Source organism: Crocosphaera sp. UHCC 0190 (assembly GCF_034932065.1).
Taxonomy (GTDB): domain Bacteria; phylum Cyanobacteriota; class Cyanobacteriia; order Cyanobacteriales; family Microcystaceae; genus UHCC-0190.
The window spans coordinates 12,844-33,517 of the sequence record NZ_JAYGHP010000003.1 but is presented as its reverse complement, the minus strand read 5'-3'; the positions used below and the strand labels follow the sequence as shown (position 1 = coordinate 33,517).

At 37.9% G+C, this 20,674-nt stretch carries 25 protein-coding genes; 6 read left to right on the top strand and 19 right to left on the bottom strand.

What is annotated here, in order from left to right:
* The first annotated feature begins 20 nt into the window (after nucleotides 1–20).
* On the top strand, nucleotides 21–851 hold the full coding sequence (locus VB715_RS05600) for a tetratricopeptide repeat protein (RefSeq protein WP_323300219.1): 831 nt from the start codon (nucleotides 21–23) through the stop codon (nucleotides 849–851).
* A gap of 159 nt (nucleotides 852–1,010) precedes the next feature.
* On the opposite strand, the gene petJ is transcribed toward VB715_RS05600, so the two are convergent.
* A complete protein-coding gene (petJ, locus tag VB715_RS05595) occupies nucleotides 1,011–1,349 on the bottom strand; it encodes a cytochrome c6 PetJ (protein WP_323300218.1) in 339 nt (112 codons plus the stop codon).
* Nucleotides 1,350–1,582: 233 nt separating this feature from the next.
* Between petJ and petE the strand changes: the two genes are divergently transcribed.
* Nucleotides 1,583–1,942 carry a plastocyanin gene (gene petE, locus VB715_RS05590; RefSeq protein WP_323300217.1) on the top strand — a complete coding sequence of 120 codons (360 nt, stop codon included), beginning with the start codon at nucleotides 1,583–1,585 and terminating at the stop codon, nucleotides 1,940–1,942.
* 132 nt (nucleotides 1,943–2,074) lie between these two features.
* Nucleotides 2,075–3,115, top strand: coding sequence for a polysaccharide pyruvyl transferase CsaB (csaB, locus tag VB715_RS05585; protein WP_323300216.1), 1,041 nt, complete (start codon nucleotides 2,075–2,077; stop codon nucleotides 3,113–3,115).
* 74 nt (nucleotides 3,116–3,189) lie between these two features.
* Here csaB and psb34 read toward each other — a convergent pair whose 3' ends face one another.
* From psb34 to VB715_RS05515, 14 genes are all read right to left on the bottom strand, one after another.
* Nucleotides 3,190–3,360 carry a photosystem II assembly protein Psb34 gene (psb34, locus tag VB715_RS05580; protein ID WP_323300215.1) on the bottom strand — a complete coding sequence of 57 codons (171 nt, stop codon included), beginning with the start codon at nucleotides 3,358–3,360 and terminating at the stop codon, nucleotides 3,190–3,192.
* Between the two features lie 280 nt (nucleotides 3,361–3,640).
* Nucleotides 3,641–3,784 (bottom strand): high light inducible protein, encoded by a 144-nt coding sequence (locus tag VB715_RS05575; RefSeq protein WP_323300214.1) that lies wholly within the window; start codon nucleotides 3,782–3,784, stop codon nucleotides 3,641–3,643.
* Nucleotides 3,785–3,991: 207 nt separating this feature from the next.
* Nucleotides 3,992–5,803, bottom strand: a complete 1,812-nt coding sequence (locus VB715_RS05570; protein ID WP_323300213.1) for an ABC transporter ATP-binding protein — start codon at nucleotides 5,801–5,803, stop codon at nucleotides 3,992–3,994.
* Between the two features lie 161 nt (nucleotides 5,804–5,964).
* Nucleotides 5,965–7,224 carry a hypothetical protein gene (locus VB715_RS05565; protein WP_323300212.1) on the bottom strand — a complete coding sequence of 420 codons (1,260 nt, stop codon included), beginning with the start codon at nucleotides 7,222–7,224 and terminating at the stop codon, nucleotides 5,965–5,967.
* Entirely contained in the window at nucleotides 7,217–8,254 is a 1,038-nt protein-coding gene (locus tag VB715_RS05560; protein ID WP_323300211.1) for a M42 family metallopeptidase, read from the bottom strand. The genes VB715_RS05565 and VB715_RS05560 overlap by 8 nt, the downstream gene beginning before the upstream one ends.
* A 6-nt stretch (nucleotides 8,255–8,260) precedes the next feature.
* Nucleotides 8,261–9,142, bottom strand: a complete 882-nt coding sequence (locus VB715_RS05555; RefSeq protein ID WP_323300210.1) for an NAD(P)-dependent oxidoreductase — start codon at nucleotides 9,140–9,142, stop codon at nucleotides 8,261–8,263.
* Nucleotides 9,143–9,296: 154 nt separating this feature from the next.
* Nucleotides 9,297–9,806 (bottom strand): hypothetical protein, encoded by a 510-nt coding sequence (locus VB715_RS05550; RefSeq protein ID WP_323300209.1) that lies wholly within the window; start codon nucleotides 9,804–9,806, stop codon nucleotides 9,297–9,299.
* 171 nt (nucleotides 9,807–9,977) lie between these two features.
* Nucleotides 9,978–10,934 carry an ABC transporter permease gene (locus VB715_RS05545; RefSeq protein ID WP_323300208.1) on the bottom strand — a complete coding sequence of 319 codons (957 nt, stop codon included), beginning with the start codon at nucleotides 10,932–10,934 and terminating at the stop codon, nucleotides 9,978–9,980.
* A 28-nt stretch (nucleotides 10,935–10,962) separates the two neighbouring features.
* On the bottom strand, nucleotides 10,963–11,199 hold the full coding sequence (locus VB715_RS05540) for a hypothetical protein (protein WP_323300207.1): 237 nt from the start codon (nucleotides 11,197–11,199) through the stop codon (nucleotides 10,963–10,965).
* A 112-nt stretch (nucleotides 11,200–11,311) separates the two neighbouring features.
* Nucleotides 11,312–13,048, bottom strand: coding sequence for a peptide ABC transporter substrate-binding protein (locus tag VB715_RS05535; RefSeq protein WP_323300206.1), 1,737 nt, complete (start codon nucleotides 13,046–13,048; stop codon nucleotides 11,312–11,314).
* 143 nt (nucleotides 13,049–13,191) lie between these two features.
* Nucleotides 13,192–13,749 carry a DUF2808 domain-containing protein gene (locus VB715_RS05530; protein ID WP_323300205.1) on the bottom strand — a complete coding sequence of 186 codons (558 nt, stop codon included), beginning with the start codon at nucleotides 13,747–13,749 and terminating at the stop codon, nucleotides 13,192–13,194.
* 207 nt (nucleotides 13,750–13,956) lie between these two features.
* A complete protein-coding gene (gene cbiB, locus VB715_RS05525; RefSeq protein WP_323300204.1) occupies nucleotides 13,957–14,955 on the bottom strand; it encodes an adenosylcobinamide-phosphate synthase CbiB in 999 nt (332 codons plus the stop codon).
* A 29-nt stretch (nucleotides 14,956–14,984) separates the two neighbouring features.
* Nucleotides 14,985–15,389 (bottom strand): GFA family protein, encoded by a 405-nt coding sequence (locus tag VB715_RS05520; RefSeq protein WP_323300203.1) that lies wholly within the window; start codon nucleotides 15,387–15,389, stop codon nucleotides 14,985–14,987.
* A gap of 13 nt (nucleotides 15,390–15,402) precedes the next feature.
* The gene (locus VB715_RS05515) at nucleotides 15,403–15,846 is read right to left on the bottom strand and encodes an Rrf2 family transcriptional regulator (RefSeq protein ID WP_323300202.1); all 444 of its coding nucleotides are present in this window, start codon (nucleotides 15,844–15,846) and stop codon (nucleotides 15,403–15,405) included.
* A gap of 312 nt (nucleotides 15,847–16,158) precedes the next feature.
* On the opposite strand from VB715_RS05515, the gene VB715_RS05510 reads away from it, so the two are divergent.
* Entirely contained in the window at nucleotides 16,159–16,542 is a 384-nt protein-coding gene (locus tag VB715_RS05510; RefSeq protein WP_323300201.1) for an AbrB family transcriptional regulator, read from the top strand.
* A gap of 302 nt (nucleotides 16,543–16,844) precedes the next feature.
* Here VB715_RS05510 and VB715_RS05505 read toward each other — a convergent pair whose 3' ends face one another.
* Nucleotides 16,845–17,117: a DUF3143 domain-containing protein gene (locus tag VB715_RS05505; protein ID WP_323300200.1), complete on the bottom strand. Its 273-nt coding sequence runs from the start codon at nucleotides 17,115–17,117 to the stop codon at nucleotides 16,845–16,847.
* A 56-nt stretch (nucleotides 17,118–17,173) separates the two neighbouring features.
* Nucleotides 17,174–17,737, bottom strand: coding sequence for a J domain-containing protein (locus VB715_RS05500; RefSeq protein ID WP_323300199.1), 564 nt, complete (start codon nucleotides 17,735–17,737; stop codon nucleotides 17,174–17,176).
* 66 nt (nucleotides 17,738–17,803) lie between these two features.
* On the opposite strand from VB715_RS05500, the gene VB715_RS05495 reads away from it, so the two are divergent.
* Entirely contained in the window at nucleotides 17,804–18,394 is a 591-nt protein-coding gene (locus VB715_RS05495) for a thylakoid membrane photosystem I accumulation factor (RefSeq protein WP_323300198.1), read from the top strand.
* Nucleotides 18,395–18,468: 74 nt separating this feature from the next.
* Here the strand turns inward: VB715_RS05495 and VB715_RS05490 are convergent, their stop codons facing one another.
* Nucleotides 18,469–18,846 carry a hypothetical protein gene (locus VB715_RS05490; RefSeq protein WP_323300197.1) on the bottom strand — a complete coding sequence of 126 codons (378 nt, stop codon included), beginning with the start codon at nucleotides 18,844–18,846 and terminating at the stop codon, nucleotides 18,469–18,471.
* Between the two features lie 363 nt (nucleotides 18,847–19,209).
* On the opposite strand from VB715_RS05490, the gene VB715_RS05485 reads away from it, so the two are divergent.
* Nucleotides 19,210–19,626, top strand: a complete 417-nt coding sequence (locus VB715_RS05485) for a response regulator (RefSeq protein WP_323300196.1) — start codon at nucleotides 19,210–19,212, stop codon at nucleotides 19,624–19,626.
* A 48-nt stretch (nucleotides 19,627–19,674) separates the two neighbouring features.
* Here VB715_RS05485 and VB715_RS05480 read toward each other — a convergent pair whose 3' ends face one another.
* Nucleotides 19,675–20,565, bottom strand: a complete 891-nt coding sequence (locus VB715_RS05480; RefSeq protein ID WP_323300571.1) for a tetratricopeptide repeat protein — start codon at nucleotides 20,563–20,565, stop codon at nucleotides 19,675–19,677.
* Nucleotides 20,566–20,674: the final 109 nt, after the last annotated feature.

Below are 20,674 nucleotides of genomic sequence, written 5' to 3'. Positions count from 1 at the left end.
GAATTATTTTATAAAAACCTATGAACAAACCCAAAAATATCTACATCCTGGGAATATTAACCAGCCTTTTATCTGTAAATTGTGTCCTAGCAATTAACCCCTTAGTCTTAGCCCAAGAAACCCCAAAACCATCCTCACAAACTGAACCCACTAAACTCCCGAAATTAAGTGCGGTGGAATGGTATAATCAAGGGGTAGATAAAATCGAAGCTAGGGACTATCAAGGGGCGATCTCTGCGTTCACAGAATCCATTAAGCTAGATCCTAAAGATGCCGATGCTTACTACAACAGAGCCTATTCTTATTTGGTTTTAGGGGAGTATGAACCCGCCATTACTGATTACAATGAAGCCATAAAAATAAAGCCTAATTTTGCTTATGCTTATGGCAACCGTTGCTATGCCTTTTATCAATTACAAAACTATCAAAACGCTGTTTTAGATTGTTCAGAAGCTATTAAATTAGACCCAAAATATGCCGATTTTTATATCTATCGAGCCAATGCCAAAGATGATTTGAAAATGCACGAAGCAGCCATAGAAGATTATAATCAAGCCTTGGCACTCAACGGCAATAATCCGAAAATATATTACAATAGAGGGCTATCCTATAATCGTTTAGGACAATCCCTCAAAGCTGTTGAAGATTATAGCAAAGCCATTCAATTAAATCCTGAATTTGCTGATGCTTATCATAACCGAGGGGTAACTCAATTCAAACTGGATAATACCAAACAAGCGATCGCCGACTTAGAAAAAGCTGCCGAATTATTTAAAGCTCAAGGTAATACAGATCATGCCGAACACGCTTTAAGTACCTTAGAAAAACTGCAAAATGAAAGCTCTCTTTAACTGATATCTTCATGACGTACTCACCAGCAATATCCGTAGGGTCAATTCATGATGACCCTACGAAAATACTCATCTTGATACTAAAAAACAAAGCCTACCTCAGTAGACTTTGTGAAAAAAAATTAACAATAAAAGCCACAGTTTTAAACCCTGTGGTTATTATTTCCAACCTTTATCAGCTTGGGCTAAAACATAAGAAGCCGCATCTTCGATTTGCTGAGCAGACAAACGCCCAAGAAATTTTGGCATCGCCATTTTCCCATTTGTTATCTGAGCAACGATAGCTTCTTGAGAATACATACCATACTTCTCTAAATCAGCTTTTGAGAGGCTTTTAGCACCATTGACTAAATTTTTGCCCCCCGCGTGACAGGAAGCGCAGTTAGCAGTAAAAACTTTCGCACCTGCGGCGACATCAGCGTCAGCGAAAGCGGGAGGCATCAAGCTAACCCAGAGGAAAGCGATTAAGAGCAAAATAAGTGATAATAGTCTTTTCATTGTGTTCTCCTTCGATTCTTGATCTCTTATCTATCTTCCCTATAAGCCCGTTTCTCGTCAAAAGACAAATCGTCAAACTTCTCATGCAGTCCAGGTTTGAAATGATAGGTAGCAAAGTTTACCCTTTTTGTCCAAAGACACATTGTCAAACTTCTCACTTCGTTTTATAGTGAGATCAGTCAAAACACAAACTATTGAAACGTTTGTATTAAAGCATTCACAGGACGAACCAAATGTCAAGAAAATTAGGATTATTTATTGCTGCTGTCGTGCTAGTTGTCTCTAGCTTCTTCGTTGCTGTTAACCCCGCAGCAGCAGAAACCTATGAAGTTAAAATGGGAACCGATAAGGGAGCATTAGGTTTTGAACCGAAAGAATTAACCATCAGTGCTGGAGACACCGTTAAGTGGGTTAACAACAAATTAGCCCCTCATAACGCTGTTATCGATGGAAATGTCAAGCTTTCCCACAAGGCACTGGTTTTCTCTCCTGGCGAATCTTTTGAAAGCACCTTCAATGAACCCGGAGAATACTCCTACTACTGCGAACCCCATCGCGGTGCTGGCATGGTTGGTAAGATCATCGTTAAGTAATTTGTAAACTTGTCAGTTTTTTAAGATTGAAGCCCATGAATTTGAGATTCGTGGGTATTTTTCATTTAGGTAGCTTAACTTTGCTAAAATTGCCACTACAGGGAACCTTAATCGGGAGCAGACAAAACCAGAATGCGGGCAGTAATTAGCGGCTACTACGGGAAAGGAAACGGCGGTGATGAAGCCTTATTAATGTCACTGTTGCAGATGCTACCCCCTCAAATAGAACCCATTGTTCTCTCTGCAAACCCAAATCAAACCCAACAACGCTACGGCGTGAAAACTTGTCCTAATCGTTCCGCTTTCCCCATTTTACAAACTCTACGAACCTCAGATATCTTTATTTGGGGTGGGGGTAGTTTAATGCAGGATGTCACCAGTTTAGCTAGTCCGATTTATTATGCCGGATTGATGGCTTTAGCGCAAAAAAAAGGCTTAAAAACTATCGCTTGGGCCCAAGGCATTGGCCCCTTAAATCATCCTTTTACCCGTTGGTTAACCCGTCAAGTATTATTAGGTTGTACGGCGGTGAGTGTACGAGATTATAATTCAGCGAAATTATTGTCACAATGGCAGATGAATCCTTTAATGGCCCCCGATCCGGTTTGGGCCTTAAATTCAAAATCAGTGCCAGGATTATGGGATTTACCCGCCCCTAGGGTTGCGGTTAATTTACGCAGTCATCCCCAATTAACTCCCCAACGTTTAGCTATTTTAACCCAAGCTTTGATCGATTTCCAAAAAGCAACCAATACCTGTCTTTTATTAGTTCCTTTTCAAGCATCTCAGGATTTAGAAATTGCTCATTCTATTGCGGCAAAATTACCTGGATTTAAGCAAATTATTCAGTTAGAAGACCCCAGAGAATTAAAAGGATTATTTAAAGGGGTAGAGATGACTATTGGAATGCGTTTACATAGTTTAATTATGGCAGCTTCTGAAGAATGTCGCTGTTTTGCCCTAAGTTATGATCCTAAAGTAAAATATTTGATGGAAGAAATTGACATCCCTGGATGGGAATTAAGTACATTACCTGATGATCCTAATGTGATTAGTACAGCTTGGTTAGAATATTTTGTTAATGGAGAAGCTTTACATAAAGATCGCATTCAATCTCTAAAAGATCGCGCTTTTATGCACCAAGAAATATTAAAACAGGTGATGCTTAAATAATAAAAATCCCCGGTTTCTAATCCGAGGTTTAAAGTAGGAGAAATCCAATGCAATGGAAACTTTTAATAATTAACTTAGCTAACCGCTAAGGTGACAGTTACTACACCAATAATCAAGAAAACGGCAACGATACCTTGTACTAAATAGCGACGTTGTTGCTGTTGTGTCGGATAAGTCGCATAGTACATATTGGGTTCGTTAGCAAAGTTGTTGAGAATTCCGTTTTCGTCGCTGGTGGTAAACATGGTGCGTTCCTTATTTGTCCTTATGTAAATAAATGTAACGTTATTATGACGAAATGTAAAGTAGTATTGACAAATATTTATTAATGCTATGTATAAGCAAAGCTTATATTGATCACAATTTGAGTCGGGGACAAAATGCCTAAACATAAAATAGGGTGAGCTTTTGCCCACCCTATTCGGGGAAAAATATCTATAATCTGACTAAGAACGGCTATAATGCGATTCGATTGACCGTACTGTATCTACAGACAGGGTGAGTAACACAACTCACCCTTTTTTCTTACATGAGGCCTAACTGAGAGAGAATACCCTGTCCAGTCAGGAACTCGGTAGCCAGACCAATGACGAAACCCAGCATTGCTAGACGACCGTTCCAATTTTCAGCAAAAGAGGTAAAACCGAATTTAGTTTCTTGTTTGTCCATGATAGATTCCTCTCTATGAGATAAAGGCAATTAAGTCAAGTGCTTAATACTGATTGTAACAAAACTTTTTAAACTATGCAAGACTTCTTTACATTCGCCCTGCACTGCGGCTATCTGGGGTAATGGGAACGTTATCTCCTCACCGACCTTCAATGGAGGGAATAGGCAACAGTGAACATTTTTGATGAGATGGGGAAATTGTTGCCTTTAAAATTGGCCAGTCTCTTGCAGGGAATGCAAGCGGTGATAAATTCCTTGTTGCCTTAACAATTCGTGATGATTGCCAACTTCAACAATCCTCCCCTGATCTAAGACAATGATTTTATCCGCCTCTCGAACCGTGCTTAAACGGTGAGCAATAATAATGGTGGTTCGAGTCCCTAAAATTGATTGCATCGCTAACTGAATAGCGCGTTCTGATTCATAATCTAAGCTAGAAGTCGCTTCATCAAAAATGAGAACATCGGGATCGACAATTAAAGCCCTAGCGATCCCCAATCTTTGGCGTTGACCACCAGATAAACGCACGCCTCTTTCTCCTACAATTGTATAATAGCCTTGAGGAAATTGGTCGATAAATTCATCAACTCTGGCAATTGAACAAGCGATTTCTACCTGTTCAAAACTCACCTTTGGATTGCCATAGGTTAAATTATCTAAGAGGGTTCCATTGAAAATATCAACTTCCTGGTGAACAATGGCTAGCCGTTTGCGATATTGAGTGATATCTAGGGTTTGAATATCTTGTCCGTCTATCAAAATTTTCCCTTGAGTTGGTTCAAAATAACGGAACAAAAGTTTAATTAAGGTAGATTTTCCTGAACCTGATTTTCCCACTAAGGCAACAGTTTGATAAGGTTCAACTAAAAAGTTAATATCCTCTAGAACTAAACGTTCTTCATGATAGCCAAAAAAGAGATGAGAAAAATCTATTTTACCGGTGAATTTATAGGGTTGAAGTTGTTTCGTTCCCAAGGTTAAATTAGCTGCATCTTTTCCTGATGGAAGTTGGAGTAATTTATGAAAACGGACCATAGAGGTATAGCGACGGGAAAAAATTTCTGCCAGTTGTGTAATTGGTTCTAATTCAGCATAAGCCATATTAGAAACTGTTAACGTTGTGATAAAGTGACCCAAAGAAATTTTACCTTGTACCGTAATTATTAGGGTATAAACGAGTATAAAAAATATGGATAATTGGATTACGGTTTTTTGCCAAGTGATTAGCTTCACATATCCTTTGTGAATGCGATAAAGCACATATTTTAACTCTCGCTCTAACCGTTGTTTTTGACGGTAAAATTCGTTTGCTTCTGTGGCAAATGCTTTAACGGTTTTAATATTTGTGACAATTTCTGAGGTGCGACTTTGGGTATTCTCCATATATTTGTCTAAAACTTCTTCTTGAAGAATCAGACTTTTGAGATCTTTTAGACCAAACCAAAGGATGAGAATAAAAGAGATCAAAAAAACAAGAGAAATTTTCCATTCAATCAAAAAAATAATCACAAAAATCCCCAAAACTCTCATCAGTTTAGGAATTAATTGTCCAGCTATTTCTGGATAAGTCCAAGTCTGGTTTTCAATACCTCTGGCAATACGATTAGCAATACGTCCAGGGTTATGTTCATCATAAAAAGCTAAAGGTAATGTCAGAATTTTTGACATTATTTTTTTTAACAAATCTTGACGAACTCGCAAGGATATTTCCCAGTGAAACCATACGGTTAACCAGGGTTGTATTGGGGAACGAATTACCGTAACTAAACAGATAAGTCCTAATAACACCCCTAATGAAAGAGTTTGATTATTGGAGAAGTTGGTGAGATTAGCTATCTGAGATATTAGGTGCTGTAATTGAGTATCGAGGGGTTGATGAGAAAGAATATTGAGAATTTGTCCGGTGGCATAGGGAACGAGTAAATCTATAATTTCTAAACAACCAGAAGCCAGAATACTGAGGATTACAAGACTTTTATACTTATGATAGGATCTTAATAAGTCTCGAACAGATACCATTGATAACCTCCCTAAAGTATCAGATAGTTTTAATTAGATTATAGGGACATAAATTGCATTATACTACATATACTACAAAAAAGCAAGTGTGTGGGCTATTACACTGAAGTTAGGCAAAGAATCTAGCTGCAGGGGTAATTCATGAATTAGTGATAGAATTATTAATTAAGAGAAGAATTACCCTGAAAAAAGTTAATTCCTTGATCGAGATATCCCCAAAATGCTTGTGCGTTACTTTCTTCCTGAAATTGAGAAATATGGATAGTTTTTTTCGGGCTGAATATTAAAATTTCTGGTTCATCATTATTAATTAATAAAGTTGTTTCAATGTCTGAAATTTTGATTTTGTTCATAAGTTGATTATCAATAAAAAATTTTAAATAATATTTATCGAGATAGATATGTTTTACTCGACTGAGTTGCCATCCTTGATAAACCATAATTCCTAAAGCTATGGTTAATGCTAACCCATTACGCCAATTCCAATTAGGTTTAAACCATTCCAGGGGAGAAGGGAAGTAAATAATCACGTCTTGGCCTTGAAAAGCAGCAATAATATTATTTAATAACTCTCCAAATTGAATCATAAATTTACTCATGATTAGTAAAAAAAGAAAAAATCCTGCTTTTTGAAAAACTTGTTTGATCAATATCCAAGAATTTGCCCATTGCCACTGTGAATAAATATGCCATTTCTGGGCATTCTTTTGACATTTTATGGATAATTTATTCTGTCTCATCCAAGAATATAAGGATTGCATATCAAAGGATTGTTCTGCATATTGATTATTTCCTTGGGTTTTTTGAATCTGAATTTTAACTTTAAAATAATCAGCCATCTTTTTAGCTAACTCCATAGCTAAATCTAGGGATTTTTGTTCATCAATAATCAAGCTATTGCCATCATAAAGACAAATTTCTATTCGCCAAATTTCTCCTAAAACTTCTTGAAAAGCTCCTCCAAATACTGAAAATTTACCTAGAGAAATATAATTAACTTGATTATTTAAAAATTTAGATTTTAATTGATTTTTGGGTAAAGATAAAGTCCAAATAATTCTCTCTGAATTAGATTGAACAAGGGTGACATTAACTTGATGATTTTGGCGCAAATATTGATGTTGAGAAATCCAGCGATCTAGATAATAAATCCCTAAAAAAATTAAGATAATTAACTGATTGTAATTTTTTAGATAATAAATCCCTAAAGAGAGGGAACAAAAAAGCAAAAAAGCAATTAAATGAGCAATTTCATTATCTAGCTTGTTGCCATGAATTAATTCAGACCAGATCAAATGTAAAATAAAATAATAAATGGTTTGTAAAAGTTTTTTAACCTGAACTAAAGGAAAGATTAAGTTAGCATACCAATGGTTAGTCAAATAAAGAACTTTTCCTTTGAAAATTAGCAAGCTAGACATGATAACAATAGGTTTTTAGTAACGTAATACAATTAGAGATCGCTCCTAGATGAGTAATTTCAAATCCGTGAGTATTTTGAGTGGGAAACCCTAAACAAGCAGCACGAGAAACATGACCAAATTTCATGGCAATAGACGCATCACTACCAAACCCACTAATTACAGCAAACTGAATAGAAATATTAGCTATTGTCGCTGCTTCTAATAATTCTTGATTTAACCCTTCATCATAAATTCCATAGCCATCTTGAGATAATAAAACCGGATTTTCTCCTGATTGAATCGGATATTCCGAGGCAAGGGGACAAATTTCTAAGGCTATTAAAGCATCTAACCGATGATTTTGGCTGAAATAAAGCGCACCAATAGCCCCAACTTCTTCTTTAGCAGAAGCCACTAAATAAACATCAATGGGCGGGTTTTTAACTTGTTGAGCTAAAGCCAATAAAATCGTAATAGAGGCTTTATTATCTAAGGTATAACTACCAATATAATCTTTAATTCTAATGGGTTTTTTACGATGTTTCCCCACCACAACCCGACTACCTGGACGAATACCTGCTAGGGCTAATTCTTCAATACTGCATTTCGTTTCTACCCAAACATTTTCCCATCTTAACGGTACATTTTCTTGTTGAAATTTTTGCGGGGACTCATGGGAAACATGACGAGAACCAAAGGAAAGAATGCCTTGAATTGTCTCATTATCCCCAATAATATCCACAACTCCTTCCCCATAAATCCAAGGAAAAGATCCCCCTAAATTACGAATTTTTAAACATCCATTCGGCTCTAAGGATTTCACAATTGCGCCAATTTCATCTTTATGACCAGTAATAGCAATGCTTTTTGTTGAGTCTTGACCAGGAATTTTAGCGATAATATTACCCGCTTTATCCTGCCAAGTTTCTACCCCTAAATTCTTAAACTGTTCTAATAAAAAGATATCAATTTCCGTTTCAACACCACTAGGGGAATGATGAAAGACTAATGTTTCTATGGTGTTAAATAATTGCTCATAATTATTCATATTCATTTACTTGTTATAATAACGAATCATGGCTTGTGTTCCTTGTTCTTTTCCTTCTCCATTATCCATCTCAGCAACTTTTTTTAAAAAGCCGTCAGCTAGAACAACTCCTGGTAAATTAGTGTGAGATTCTGCCATGATTTCTTGTACCAAACGTAAATCTTTGAGCAGGTGTTTAATGGCAAATCCCGGAGCTAAATCTGATGTTACAATTTTCGGGCCTAAATTGGCTAACGCCCAAGAACTTGCCGCCCCTGTCTGACAAACTTCTATCATCAAATTGGGATCAATTCCTTGTTTTTCTGCCATTTTTATGGCTTCACATAAAGCCATCATGTGAACAGCACAGAGGGCTTGATTACACATTTTAACCGCTTGTCCATTACCCGTTGGACCACAGTAACGAATGGTTTTTCCCATGGCTTCAAAATAGGGTAAACATTCCTCAAAATCAGCTTTTTCTCCGCCAACCATAATGGTTAATGTGCCTTGTTTTGCCCCCACATCTCCCCCAGAAATTGGGGCATCTAAAAAGCGAAAATTTTGCTGTTTTAATTGAGTCCCAATTTGACGCGCTGCCTGAGTGCCAATGGTGCTAAAATCAACCACTAAGGCTCCAGATTTTGCGAATTTTATCACGCCATTTTCCCCTAAAATTACTTGCTCAACATCAGGGACATCTCCCACACAAGTAAAGATAATATCAGCCGTTTCTACTGCTTCTTGAATTGAATTAACTAGGGTTGCTCCCGCTTCTTTCACAAGGGTGACACCAGGGCGGTTTGGGGTACGATTCCAAGCGTTAACAGAAAAGCCTTTTTGGGCCAAATTAGCAGTCATTGACCCCCCCATTAAACCTAATCCAATAAATGCTAGTTTTTGAGTCATAGAAAATATTCAGTAAATTTAGCTTTTGGTAGGGATAATTCATGAATTATCCCTACAGGGCGTTATTAAAAGAACAGGTCTTTTATTTTACTTCCATCTTACAAAAAATCCCCCCAAACTGAGAGGAAATTTTTAACTGATTCAAGGATTAACTTTATCTCAATTCACAAGAATCTCGATAACACCAGCTTAGCAAAGTTCCACCAATGGCCAGCTTAAGGATTTCTAGCATCCAATAACTCCAATGGAGAGAAATCATCGCAGATGGCATGGTATTAGTAGCTTCAAAGGGATTGACTTGTAAGCCAAAGGCACTTATTTCTGGGGTTAAAAAATAAGTATAAATGAGGGCAATTCCTAGCAAAACACTGGCTAAAATGATTGACCAACGTTCTTGAATATTTATGAAGGTATGATGGCGACGGAATACTAAAAATCCCGTTAAAACAAGGGCTGCACAAACTAACTCAATGCGGTTAAATAATCCAAAAATAATATAGCCCGCACTGGCAAAACCGCCCTGAGTCATCATACCTGATAAAGATAAACCAGGAACAACCACAAAATCAAGAATTAAACTGCCACTTAGCCAGAACCCTAGCGCAAACATGACTATGCTTGTCCAGCTAAGAAACTTCCAACGACGTTCAGATATCGCATTCATCGGAATTTTCTCCTTTATTTTCCTACTTCTATTATTAGGGAAATAAAGGGCAACCTACAGATTTTGATAAATATCTTTACTTAAGCCCAAAATATATAGGCTTTCTAAATAAATTGTGAATAATGTAACCCAGGCATCCTGTCTGTTACAACCTAGAGGGTTATGCTACTGTTAATATCTTACTCTTGGATCAAGAAATCCATAAGTTAGATCAGCAATTAAGTTAAAAATAACAATTAAAATCCCATAAATGAAGGTAATTCCCATAACAACAGGAGTGTCACTGCGGTAAATTGAATCAATTAATAATGCCCCAATTCCAGGGACTCTAAAGACTTGTTCTGTGACTAATGCTCCTGTAAAAATTGTGGGAATATCTAGGGCAATTAATGTTACAACAGGAATTAAAGCATTACGGATAATATGGTCTTTTAAGATGGCAAAATTGGTTAATCCTTTGGCTTGGGCAGTCCGCACATAATCATTGGTTAATTCATCTAAAATAGCGGAACGAATAAAGCGCATTAAAACAGCAGATTGATATAATGCTAACACAGAAATCGGCATGATTGACTGTTTTATTTGTTCAAGAAAGCTAGAAAAATCAGTAATTTGTAAGGTGCTGTTATAAATGAAGGGAAACCAGTTTAATTGGACGCTAAAAAGAACAATAAATAATAATCCAGTTAAAAAGGTTGGCAAGGAATAGCCTAAAAAAGCAAAGGTGGTAATAATTTGATCTAACCAAGAATAACGTTTAATAGCAGAAATTACTCCCAAAGGAAAGGCGATTAATACACTGAAAATATAGGCGGTTCCCACAACCCATAAGGTGGTAGGAAGACGTTGTGATATGAGGTCTAAAACAGGACTACGACTGGTAAAAGAATAGCCTAAATCTCCTTTGATAAAGGCAAAAAACCATTTAAAATAACGAATATAAATGGGTTGATCTAATCCTAATGTTTTGCGGATGTTTTCTCTGACTTCTTCGGTAATGGAAGGGTTAGAGGCAAATTCTCCGAGGGGATCTCCTGGAGCTAATGCTAATATAGTAAAGAGGACTAGACTAATGGCAATTAAGGTGGGGATGGCAATTAATAGGCGTTTAATTAAATATTGAGTCATTGTTAATTAATATTAGTTAAGATAACTCTCATAGATTTCGATCTTCCCAATCAATTTCTTTTTGTTTTTCTTCAATAAAGATATCACTTAAAGTTAAAGAGTTTACATATTTTCCTTTAAGAGAACGAATCAATTGTTTTTTCTCACTAGAGTAATCAGATTTTATCAATAATTCTTCAACAAAAGTAGCCACCTGATTCAATTTGTCTTCTGGTAACTGTTGCAAATTTTGATTAATTGTTTCTATTAATTGCTGATTTTTCATGAGTTTTTATCCTTTATACTAGATTTGTCTCTCTGAAATGGTGGGTTACGACGGATTCTCAGATTTTTACAATAGCCTAACTTTTAACCGTCTAACCCACCCTACATTAATATTATTTAATCTGCCAATCTTTAATATTCCAAGTATTGCGATCCCAAGGGGTTAATTCAAACCCTTGTAACCGGTTACTAATCGCAGCAACATCCGCACGATGCACTAAAGGAATTACCACAAAATCATTGATTAGTATATCATTCATTTTAATCAACATTTCTTGTCGTTTCTTGGGATCTAATTCTTTAGTTGCTGCTACCCATAATTTATCGTATTCAGGGTTACAATAACGAGAATAGTTATCCCCTGACCAATTATTGGCTTTTTGAGGGATTTCATCACAAGTATAATTTTTCATATAGTTACTAGGATCTGGACTATCATTTCCCGTTGTAAACATCTGTAAATCTGCATAAAAATGCTCAACTGTGTCATTATTTGCCGGATCACTAGAGAAGAAAATACTCGGATCAATACTCTTTAATTCTACTCCAATACCAATCGATTGTAATCCCTCTTTAACAATTTCTTGGGTCTTTTGACGTAAGGGGTTTACTGAGGTTTGAAAAACCACCTTCATCTCTACACCATTTTTATCTCTTGTGCCATCATTATTAGTATCTTTCCATCCCGCTTTATCTAGTAATTCATTGGCTTTTTCTAGGTTAAACTGATAGGAAGTATTTGGGGAATTATACTCTTGGGGTAAGATTAAAAAGTTAGCTGTTGGTTTGCCTGTTACCCCATATAATTGATTACTAATGGTATCTCTATCAATCGCTAAACTAAAAGCTTCTCTGACGGTTTTATCACTAAAGAAGGGATGGGAATTTATAATACTTGATTTTTCACCATCTGCTGTTGCTTTATTGGGGTCAGAAAAATTGAATTGAATTTGCTCACTTAAGCTTCCTAAAACTGAGGAAATTTTCCCTTTTCCTCCTGTTTCTAATTGTTTTAAAATTGGGGACTCTACCTGTAAATTATAACCATAGTCTGCATCTCCTGTTTGTAAGACTGCTCGCGCTGCTGAGGTTGCGTCTCCTCCTCCTTTTAATTCGATACGTTTAAAGGCAATTTTATCCGCATCTCTAAAGTAAGAATTGGGTTCATAAACGACTACATCCCCAGGCTTAAATTCTACTACTTTATAGGGGCCAGTGCCAATAGGAATTAAATTTGCTGGAGCTTCTCTCGCCTTTTCTCCATTATATTTTTCATAAATATGGCGGGGTAAAATCATGCCAGCAGTTCCCACAAAGGGAAGATACCAAGCGGGATTAACTGTCTTAAATGTAACTTTTACAGTATAATCATCTAAGGCTTCAACCTGCTCGACAATTTCATAATTTCCTGCACTGTTAGCCCCCACTTTGGGGTTAGCTAAAAATTGATAGGTAAAGACAACATCAGCCGCAGTAAATGGGGTTCCATCTGACCATTTTATATCCTGTTTTAGCTTCCAGGTTACTGACTTACCATCCTTAGCTACACCGCCATTTTCAAGAGAGGGAATTTCTAGGGCTAAAAAGGGAATTAATACCCCATTTTTATCATAAGTTGCTAAAGGTTCTAAGGTAATACGACTTGCCTCAGAATCTTTAAACCCTGTGGAAAGATGGGGATTTAAAATAGTAGGAGCTTGCCAATATAATAATTTTAAAGTGTCATTTTGTGTCTGAGAATTGGTTACTGTTTCTTGTTTTGGGTTACAAGCAGATAGGAAAAAAGTTGAGCTTAATGATAAGAAAAGTAGTAAAATTAAACTAAAATTATTGAATTGTTTCTCCAACACTTAGATCAGAACTCCTTGAAGGTCAATGTTATGGGGGTAGAGATGTTTGAGGTAACGTCTCTACAGATCATCTGTGGCAAAGTTAAATTTATTTGATATTAGATGATTTATAGACAATTATAGCTTATTGCTCCGATAATAATCTAGTCAAAACTTCCACTATCGCTGCCATAAAAGTCCAAACGTCCACTACCTAAATACAGGTTCATCGGGTTCTCTCCTGATGGAAATACATTGACCCCAAACAGATAAATTCCCCCATGTTCGGGATTTCTGATGGCTTTTAATCCTACGGTAAAGGTGGTTCCTGGGGGAACAGGAGGGGATAAAATAACGGTCATAGTTTCTGTGGTTTCATCCCAAATACTTTCTTTGACAGTTAAGGGTTGTCCTCGATCATCAGGAGTTCCTTGAAAAGCAATTGTTCTATTAGGATAGTATTCAATGATTTCAAATCCTTGACGCTTTTGAATCGTAATTTTTTGTAACGATTCACCACTTTGGTCCGGCAAATTTATTGTATAGTAGTAAGTGGGAATCGTGATTCTTGCCCCCTTAAATGTCGTGATTACATCTAATAGACGAGGAGATTTACGAAAGAAGGTTCGTTCACTTTTTTGTTCAATTCCTAAAGAGGGATAGGGGATCAGGGATATAAACAGCCCTAGGCTTAACGTCATCCCCAAGATAAATTTATTCATGACTGTTACCGTGAATTATCATTTAATACAATTGCTTACTTTAACTTGAATTATCCTGATTTTTGAGGAGAATGCTGCCTAATTAACTGGTTTGACTGAGCCTTGTTTTCTAGAAAAATTTAAGTATACTAAAGTAAGCCATACATCTATTATAGGGAATTGATAATTAATCAATGCTTAAATATTGATGAATGCTATTAATGTTTTTTAAGAAACCAAACGCAGCAACCCCGAAGATGAAACCCCCATTAAACCCACAATGCCTAAGCCTAACCACAATAAACAGCATCGTCTCGTTAAGTTTAAGGCATCATCAATGGTTTGGGGGGTAATAGAATGAAGGGGATTTCCTAACAAGGGTTTAGGTTTGATGATGCCTTGATAAGTATTAATGCCCCCTACTTGAACCCCCAAAATTGCCGCATAAACACACTCACTCCACCCCGAATTCGGACTCGGATCTTGTGGTGCGTCCCGACGACATAAAGCCAAAACAGAACGGGGTTTTCCTGATAGAATAGCCAAGGTTAGAACCGTGAGACGACAGGGAAACCAAGTTAAAATGTCCTCACATTTGGCACTAAACCAACCAATGTCAGTAAAAGGTTCTTTTTGATAGCCAACCATGGAATCAAGGGTACTTGCTGCCTTATAAGCTAAAGCCAAGGAAACACTGCCTACCCCTGGAAAAAATGCGCCAGCGATCGCATAAAATAAGGGAGCCATGACCCCATCGGTAGCATTTTCAGAAACGGTTTCTAGTACCGATCGCAGAATTTCTGTTTCTGAGAGATTTTCTGTATCCCGTCCTACATATTGACTAAGTTTCGTCCTGGCAAGTTCAATATTTCCCCTGGTGAGGGGGGTTAGTACATCCTCAGCGGCTAATCTTAAACCTCGGCCCGCAAAACAACTCCCTAAAAGAATAGCCTCAATGGCAATACCGAAAAAAGGATGGAGATAGATCTTAATTAAACTGACTGCCCAGCCGAAAATTCCACTGCTAAGAATTAACCCTAACCCCAACCCTACCCCGGCCCAACGACGTTGCCCTTTTCCTTGACAAATCGAAAGGAGAAAATTACAGTATCTTGAGATGACCCAGCCCATCACTTGTACGGGGTGTAACCATCCCCAAGGATCAGCAATAAGGTAGTCAATTATAGCAGCAAGGCCTAAAACGATAACGGTAACATTTGTATCCACATTCGGTTTTTGTCCTAATTTCAGTATCCTTAACTCTCTGAGTCAGAATGCCTAATTTTATCCACATTTTCTTCCCAATTTGCTCCATCAAAGGGTTGAAGTTTAAAGTTGGATAACACATCCTCATCAAGACAGTGAAGATTGACATCAAACCAACCAGGATGGGAGCGAGGATGATAAAAAGAATGGATACCACAGATTGCACAAAAAGTATGTTGGGCTGTATGAGTATTAAAGGTATAAGTTGTCAGCCTCTCGGCCCCCTTGATTAAGGTAAATTTTTCAGGGGGGACAAGTAAGTGAATAAACCCTTTCTTACGACACATAGAACAATTACAGATGATAGCTTCAAAGCAGTCAACCGTAACCTGAAAGCGCACTACACCGCAATGACAGCCCCCTTGATAGGTAACAGATAACTGAGAATTTTGCATAATAATTAGCTCCTTAGACAACAAAAGTGATGGCTTCTCCTTGAGAGGCTCGCCAGCTACGAGCATCATAGTAAAGATCCGCTAAGGTAATCTTGTAAAGTGCCTCTTTCAGTTTCCCATGAAGTCGTTTCCAGAGACTAAATGTTACCCAATCTTCTGCTTGTTCAGCATCAGGGTTATAGTGAGGGAATGGCTCAATTGTCTCCCCTACTGCTTCCAAAATTTGCCCCAAAGAAATTTGACTGGGTTGACGAGCTAATTGATAGCCTCCTTGGGAACCACGCATTGAATTAACTAACCCAGAACGACGCATTTCAATCAGTAATTTTTCTAAGTATGGGGCCGGTAAATCTTGACGCATTGCGATCGCTTTTACTGAAGTCGGTCCATAGTTAGGCTGTAAACTTAGATCTAGTAAGGCTTTAACGCTATAATGACTGCGAGTTGTTAGTTTCATTTCCTTCGTTTTTTTGGAGATTTTTGCTTGAATAGGCTAGACTCTCTTGTCTCTGTTGTTGAGTTTATAACATCTCTCTCTCCCCTAAACCGATGAAAGTCAAACATTTGTAAATTCAATCAGCATTCTGATCGAAAGATTGGGGAAAATGAATTATTATTGATCTTGTCGAATGGTGGATAAATTTTACAAATTGTGTGTAAGATAAGGAGAGAGATAGTTAGTAACCCTCATTTTTTTAGGTTGTTGCTGTCTTCCCACTTAATTCCCATTCTGTCAGCCTTATTATTCACTTAGTTACTGTTTAAGTTAATGACACAAGACAAACCCCTAACCGGTACATCCTTACTCGAAAAAGTAAGAGAGCTAGGAAACCTCAGCAAAGAAGAAAAAGCGAGATCTTGCGGCTACTATACCCAAACGAAAAATGGGATAGAACGGGTTAATATGATGAAGTTTCTCAACGCTTTAATTGATGCTGAGGGAATCGAACTCGATAGCACTTCGGAAGGACAAGGAAGAGGTGGCCGTTCAGCCAGCTATAAGATTAGTGTGCAATCTAATGGTAATCTCTTAATTGGTTCAGCCTATACCAAGAAAATGGGATTAGAACCTGGAGATGAATTTGAGATCACCCTAGGACGTAAACATATTCATCTCAAACAAGTTGGGGCCCCTGACGAAGATGAAGAATAAATCTTTATTTGTCAACGGCGATGAAAACCTTGGAAAGCCAAAAAAATAGCATTGCTTCGGCTCTAACTTAGCAACGCTATCAACCTCAATTAAATCTGTAATTCCCACAAGGGTTGCTTTTTCCTAGGAGAGAGTAGCCCTTGTCGCATTTTTGTCTTTTGGGCAAGGGAAGGAATCTCCCTCGACTTTCGTCTAGGGTATAGGCAGATCCCCTGAGTGGGACAATCTCATTGTACCTTACAATCTTCTTGATTATCCCTGAATCCTTCTCTATTCCTAGCATTAAGGGAAGGTTAACCAAGTTAAGGGCCGCCAAAAACAGCCGCTTCAATATCTTGACGACTCAAAGAATATTTGAAGGCGCGCTTAATATCTGAGCCGTCTGCACCTGCTTTGAGATAACAAACGGCTAATTCTTCAATTTCTAAACTAATCTGTGCATTCCAGCTAGGTTTTCTAATCGTCCAACAGTTTAAGTTTTGTAAGTCTTGCTGACAACCTAAGTTGGAGAGCCATTGCTCAATGGCCGGTAGGGGATGGTTATATAAGGGCGTATCAGAAGAGGGAAAAATCATAAACACTTAAGCATTGAACGACTGTTGAGACACCAGAGATCTACTTGAATCTTAACTTAGTTAGCCACATCCTGGTTAGACACCTCAGAGACGAAAATAACGGCAATAGAGGCATAATCTTGAGGTAGGGCAGTGGGAGGAATCCCCTCATCCCCCCGCAGAATTCCCACAACAATCGCCAAAACCAGACATCCCACTAAGGTTAAACCTAAAATAAACAAAGCAAAAATTTCTCCCCCTGACAAGGGGCGATCCGTGGGATCGAGATAAGCAGAACGGGACTCGTAAGCCCATTCCTTAGTATTCTTGTTCTCAATTGGCGATTGAATCACATTCCAACGAGAATAACCAATAGTCAGATCGTACAGCGATCGCCGTTCTGAATTACTCAAGATGCAATAAGCTTCATTTAAGCGTTGAAATTTAGCGGTGGCCAAGGAAGATGGTAATTCTGTCGTATCGGGATGATAGCGTTTACTTAGCTCTCGATAGGCCTGTCGAATTTCCCTGACGGAAGCGGACGGATGAAGCCCTAAAATAGCATAATGGCTATTAGCAAACGGTATCGGCACGGGAATTTTCCCTGAGGTTGATTGTTTAGTGGTCTGCTGCTCAGTCACAAGAGTAGTGATTATTATTTCTTGTGAGCTTATTGTAACCAAACTCAAGAGAAGGTTTCTATATTTATGGCGTTAATTCACGTTGATCACAAACCCAGATCCCAATGGGTCGTTAAGGGGTGTCTTACTTGTTTACTGACCCTATGGCTTATGTTAGGATTGTGGGGAATATGTCCCGCTTCAGCGAGTGTTGATGATGATCGTCTCGACGGCAATATTTTTGTTGTCTATGCGGGCAATGGTTCTTTAGTTCCGGCTAAGTTAACCTTAATGGACTCTTTAAAGCGTGAAATGCCCACAGTTCTGGTTTTCTATCTAGATGATAGTCGAGATTGTAAACAGTTTGCCCTTATTGTCTCTCGCATCCAAGAGTTTTATGGTCGGGCTGCTAATATTATTCCTGTTAGTGTGGATGGTATTCCCGTTAAAGATAACTACACTCCCCAAGAAGCTGGTTATTATTATAAAGGAGCCGTTCCCCAAACTGTGGTATTAGATCAACAAGGAAAGCTCATTTTCGATGGGAAAGGCCAGGTAAGATATGAAGCTGTGGATGATGTTTTAAGAGAAGTCTTTAATCTCTTACCTCGTTCTCAGTCTGTAGAATTAAAACGACGGACTTTTAATGAATTCAATGGGGAATTAGTAGAACAATAAATTATGGTAGGGGTCAACGGCCGTTGACCCCTGTCTGTATGAGAAATTGTCTTAGTTATTTGGCGAGAGAAACCTTAGTTCTGAGCTTGAATAAACCCTTGAATCTCTTGGGCCACGTCTTCCACATAAGCACTATTATCTCCCATGCCATATTTATTGCTCAAAACACAACCAGTGATGGCTGCTTTAACAATGGCATCTGCGGTAATTTTTCCCGATTTAAACTCTGTTTTAAAGACAAGATAACCAGGAATTCCTTCTTGTGAAAAAGCACCTCGATAGGCCATCATGGCTAAGGTATTCGGTGAAATATAGGGTTGAGGGGTCATCACACAGTTAGCTTGAGAATCGGATTGTGCCACAACTGCGCTAGTATTAAAGGGCAATAATGTCATAGTTGTTGCTGTTACTATTGATAACAAAAATACAGACTTCTTAACAACGGATTTCATGGTCAACTCTCCTTGAAAAATTTAGATATCTTTTACTGTAATAGACTTTCATGAGAAAATTCTTAAAATTCTCTGATGGTAGATTAGGTTTTGCTTAAGTTGACTTATTTATCATTAATAATTTAATTTTAATTCCCAGACTCAGCAATCTGTTACTTTATCTGAAATGTTTCCTAATAATTAATCAACGCCAGGTATGCTTATTATAACTTTTTCTATGCTTTCAGAAGCTTGACTAATCTGATATGATGGTTTAAAGAGATTCATAAAAAAGTAGGCTACTGTTGTCGGGCTTAAAGTGACTCTAATTGTCATGTCAACCCTAAATCTCAAAAACTATCAACCATCATTCCATAAAGTTCTATGACAACGGTTTTGATTGTAGAAGATGATCCCATTAATTTTCGTGTATTCTCCAAAATTTTAACGAAACGAGGGGGATTAATCGTCAAAGGGACTGAAGATGTAGACGAGGTGATGAGAATCGCCCAAGCGGGAGAAGTTGATATTATATTAATGGATGTTTCTCTATCTCATAGCGTTTATCAAGGGCAAGCAGTGGATGGGATTAAAATTACCCAATACCTCAAAGCTGATCCAAAAACGTCCCAATTACCCGTTATTTTGGTAACTGCTCATGCCATGGAAGGCGATCGAGAACATTTTCTCAAGCAAAGTGGGGCAGATGGCTATATTTCTAAACCTGTGGTCGATCATCAACAATTTGTCAATCAAATTTTAGAGATGGTGACGAATCATCATCAAATAGATCAAGGATAAGAAATTATTCTTATCCTGATAATCGCCCTAATTGTCCCCGGTTTTTCCCTAGGAAGACTTCCCTTCAAGATCATTAAGAATAGCCCGAATTTGAGGCGTTGTTAAGAACTTTTGTGTATCTTTAAGTAACTTTTCTCCCCAAAGATTATCCTTGAGATGTTGAAGATCACCGTAGCTACTGTCTAATTTTAAAGCGGCTTCCCCTAATTTGATGGCTTGCTCTTTTTTGCCCTGAGTATAGAAGGCCACAGCAAGGGCTAGTTGAGGTTCAACCTGTTCTTGATCGATTTCTAGAGCGTTTTGCCACAGTTTAATCGCCCCATTAACATCCCCTTGCTCATACTTAATTAAACCAATATTATTAATAGCGGGCCAAAAATCCTTTTGTTGAGTCACGGCCTTTTGATAAACGGCGATCGCCTCGGTCATTTTACCCAACTTTAGATAAGAATTACCCAAATCAAACAGAGCGGCCGGCACGTCTGGTTTAAGTTTTAACCCTTCTTCTAACTGGGTAACAGCTTCTGCATAATTTCCCACTTGAAAATAAGCATTTCCCAGGGTAAATTTAATTCCCACTTCTTTTGGCTCAAGCTCTAAAGCTTTATTTAAAGCCGCGATTCCTGGTTCTACTTGCTGTTGTATCACATACAAAGTTCCTAGAATAAACCAAGGTTGATACTTATTTGGGGCTAACTGGGTAGCGAGTTTGGCCCGGGATAAAGCCAAGTCGTATTGTTGAAAGCGGATTAATTGAGCCGCTTCTTCCGCGACTTCTAACCCTTGTTGTTCAAGTTGTTCTGCATTCAGTTGAGGGGTATAAGGTAAGAGCATTTGAGCCGTTGCTGGCAAACTCAACTGCCATAATCCCACACCCACTAACAGCGAAAGTAACCAATTACGTTTAGGCACAGTCTTGTCTCTAAGCTCGCTTAAAATTATTAGCTTTTCTAGTGTAGAGGAAAATTATCAAGTTCTGGTGATTTTCTCCCTTGAGGGCGATTAATTAAGAAACGCTTAAATCAGGACTAGGGCTGAACAAGTTGCG